This window comes from Bacillus sp. GMs2/2, assembly GCF_050172095.1.
Taxonomy (GTDB): domain Bacteria; phylum Bacillota; class Bacilli; order Bacillales; family Bacillaceae_G; genus Bacillus_A; species Bacillus_A cereus.
Genome location: NZ_JBNLYE010000410.1, coordinates 1 through 3,259, shown reverse-complemented (window position 1 = coordinate 3,259; position 3,259 = coordinate 1). Strand labels below are relative to the sequence as shown.

Genomic DNA, 3,259 nt, shown 5'->3' with positions numbered 1-3,259 from the left:
TACATGTGGTGAAATATGTAAGTTACCTACAGTAATTGTAAAATATAATGATGTATATAACTAGTCTTGTAATGAACTTTTACTATATTTAAGATTGAAATAGGAATGAAAAAAGCACAAAGAAGGAGCTGTAGCATATGGGCGCTTGGGGAACTGGATTATTTGATGATGATACGACTTGTGATGTGAAAGAGCAGTTTATTGAATATATAGAAGAAGGTAATAATGTAGAAGAAGCAACTAAGCTCATTTTAGAAGAGTATGTAGATGAGTTTGATATAGAGGAAGATTTAGAAGTAATGTCTTTAGTATACATTGGTCTTGCGGCAATACAATTGGAGAAAGGTTGTCTTCAAGAAGAAGTTCGCAACAATGCGATTGCATTAATTGAGCGAGGGGCTGACCTTGAGCTTTGGGAAGAAGCTGATGCGGAAGATTATGAAGAGAGAAAGAAAGTTTTAGATAAATTCAAGCAACAGCTGATTAACGGTTAGTATTTTTCAACATGAAAAGGAGACATCTTAATGGATGTCTTCTTTTTTCATTGTGAATAAAGTCCGGAGCTATATTTCCCTTTACACGAACATAAAGGTATAATATAGTTTAGTTAAGTTAACTAAACTATATAAAAGCGTGACTGGAGGAAGAACGCTATGACGAGATCATATAAAGAAGTAATTAATGAAATGAATCGAGCCTACACGGAACTCTACATTTTACTATTTCAAGATTTAAAGGATGAGTTTGGTCTTACTGGACAGCAAGAGAGCATGCTATTTCATATTCATTTAAATGAAAACACGACAGCAAATAACATTGCGAATACGTTTAATATAACGAAAAGTGCGGTGAGCCAAGTTTTATCGAAATTGGAAAAGCAACAGATGATTTCAAAACAAGTGAATCCGAATAATAAAAGGGAGTATTTCCTTACACTTGGTCCAAACGGTAGTAAGTATATGGAGCAATTGTCGAAGTTAGATGATGTATTAATTGAGAAGTATTTCTCGAAAATTGATATTGAAGCGTTGCAGCAAATGACAGAGACGTTAACGAAAATAAATAAAGTGATATTGGAAGAAAAGCAGAAGGATCTTGATTGTAATGAGTGAGAACTTAGATGAAGCAATTAGTAGAAAGGAGGAGAAGCATGTGATGAGTTACATACCAAATATGATTACGATAGCAAATTTTGTGTGTGGGCTTTTGGCTATTCATGCTGTTTTCGTTGACGATATGTACGGTGCAGTTATGTTCATTATTACAGGTATGGTCCTTGATTTGTTTGATGGCATGATCGCTCGGAAACTTGATTCTGTTTCAGAAATTGGTGGAGAGTTGGACTCATTTGCGGATTTAGTTACTTTTGGTGTGGCACCATCTATTCTTGCATATAATGCTTCGTTAAAAGATTTGCAGTCTATCGGGATGATATGCGCGCTCGCTTACAGTATTTGCGGAATGCTTCGGCTTGCGAGATTTAACACACAGCAAAGCAAACTCCCAACATTCATCGGAATGCCCATTCCATTCGCGGCGATGTGTCTCCTCATTTTATGTCGCCTAAATAATCCAGTTTCCGTGGCATTTGGTACAAGCGTACTCGCGTATTTAATGGTGAGCAAAATCAAATTTCCTCATTTTAAAAAAGATATAGCTGAAAGCTTGGATTCTGAAAGATTGGATTGATAATACGGAATTACAATGAGAAAGATAAAGGAGAATAACATGATTCGTATGGCATTAAGATCATTCAACATACAAATGTATTGTTTGCTAGGCGTAATGTTATTGGGATGGCTCGTGACACCTTTTCGAGCCCAGTTTGCCGCGATAAGCATTGGCCTTTTGGTGAGTATGTACTGCGCCTGGATTTTAGGAAGGCGTATTGAAAAGTTCGGAGATAGCATTGTAAAAAAAGAAAAAGCACCGATGCTCGGAATGATAAATCGGTTCGCAGCCGCAATACTCGGCGCGATTATTATGTATGAAATTGAACATCATGAATTCATGTGGACATTTGCAGCTGGAATTATGGGTGGGTATTTCTTGATTATTATTAATTTGGGGTATTACAGTATGAGGGATAAGAAGGGATAGATGAGTAAACTCTCAAGTATAGAATGATATACTTGAGAGTTTACTCATTTTAAATTTATCTATTACTTGTTGTAACATATCCATTAGAAAAATCCCCATTGCTGTACTGTTTAGCTTTTTCAGTACGTCTAACAATATAACATATATATTCATTATTTTTGGAAATCTTAATCTATTAAATGTCCCTTTTTCGGAGGTCACTTCATTTCGCTAGAAGGCTTTTTTATTTTTCCCGAGAATGAACAGTAATATATAATCTAATTTTCGTGAATGTAATGGGGAGGCAGTAAAATTTGAACAGAAAAATTTGGTTTGTATTCACTTTTTTTGCTCTTTTAGTATCTGGTTATATTGTTGTCCAATATTCTATTATGGATGGATTTCAAACAGGGCTTGTAAAAGCGAAGCTTATGTTTGGATCTAAATTAAGTGATTTCTGGTATAGTATGTTATTTATACATATTACGACTAGTATAGTAGCATTAGTAATTGGTCCTTTCACATTATCCACTAAATTTAGAGAGAGGAATATCAACCGTCATCGAATAGTTGGGAGAATCTACATGGTTGGTATATTATTAGGAGGCGTTTCTGGACTATACCTATCCTTTTATGCTACGGGAGGATTGGTAGCGAAGCTAGGCTTTGGTTTGTTATCTGTATTTTGGCTAACATCAGCATATCAAGCGTTACATAGAGTTAAGAATAAAAAAATTAAAGAGCATCGGAACTGGATGATTAGAAATTATTCTTTAACCTTTGGAGCAGTTACATTAAGAATTTGGCTACCCTTGTTTATCGTTCTATTTGGAATAGAGCGGTTTGAACTTAGTTACGCTATTATTGCTTGGTTAGCATGGGTACCTAATTTAATTGTGGCAGAATTATTTATAAGAAAAAGACTTAATAAAGGAAAATACGAAGGAAATGAGGATTTACATTTTTGATGTGAATCTGCTGTTATATTGAGGACAGAATTCTTCAGTAATTCAATACTTTTATAGGTGTAAGCATGGCGTTACCTAACAACGAATAGCGGATTCCTAATAAGAGTAATAATAAAAACTAACATAAAATTTAAGAAAAATTTTATATTTACCCCACTTTTTATTTTAAAAGTTTTTCCTATCCTATAAACAAGTTACATCAAGGAGGAGAC

General features: G+C 34.5%; 5 protein-coding genes. All 5 read left to right on the top strand.

The window, feature by feature from the left end; translation table 11 throughout:
• Window positions 1-137 precede the first annotated feature (137 nt).
• Window positions 138-494, top strand: coding sequence for a DUF4259 domain-containing protein (locus ACQGS6_RS25240; protein WP_000501494.1), 357 nt, complete (start codon window positions 138-140; stop codon window positions 492-494).
• Between the two features lie 159 nt (window positions 495-653).
• Window positions 654-1,112, top strand: a complete 459-nt coding sequence (locus tag ACQGS6_RS25235; RefSeq protein WP_000198626.1) for a MarR family winged helix-turn-helix transcriptional regulator — start codon at window positions 654-656, stop codon at window positions 1,110-1,112.
• Window positions 1,105-1,689: a CDP-diacylglycerol--serine O-phosphatidyltransferase gene (gene pssA, locus ACQGS6_RS25230; RefSeq protein WP_426965783.1), complete on the top strand. Its 585-nt coding sequence runs from the start codon at window positions 1,105-1,107 to the stop codon at window positions 1,687-1,689. The genes ACQGS6_RS25235 and pssA overlap by 8 nt, the downstream gene beginning before the upstream one ends.
• A gap of 39 nt (window positions 1,690-1,728) precedes the next feature.
• Window positions 1,729-2,100, top strand: a complete 372-nt coding sequence (locus tag ACQGS6_RS25225; protein ID WP_426965784.1) for an ATP synthase subunit I — start codon at window positions 1,729-1,731, stop codon at window positions 2,098-2,100.
• A gap of 293 nt (window positions 2,101-2,393) precedes the next feature.
• Window positions 2,394-3,047, top strand: a complete 654-nt coding sequence (locus ACQGS6_RS25220; protein ID WP_001080296.1) for a DUF2306 domain-containing protein — start codon at window positions 2,394-2,396, stop codon at window positions 3,045-3,047.
• Window positions 3,048-3,259 lie beyond the last annotated feature (212 nt).

Bases quoted from the DNA above. Each gene is read 5' to 3' on its own strand.
- ACQGS6_RS25225 (WP_426965784.1), top strand. From the start codon at position 1,729: ATGATTCGTATGGCATTAAGATCATTCAACATACAAATGTATTGTTTG.
- ACQGS6_RS25235 (WP_000198626.1), top strand. From the start codon at position 654: ATGACGAGATCATATAAAGAAGTAATTAATGAAATGAATCGAGCCTAC.
- ACQGS6_RS25240 (WP_000501494.1), top strand. From the start codon at position 138: ATGGGCGCTTGGGGAACTGGATTATTTGATGATGATACGACTTGTGAT.
- pssA (WP_426965783.1), top strand. From the start codon at position 1,105: ATGAGTGAGAACTTAGATGAAGCAATTAGTAGAAAGGAGGAGAAGCAT.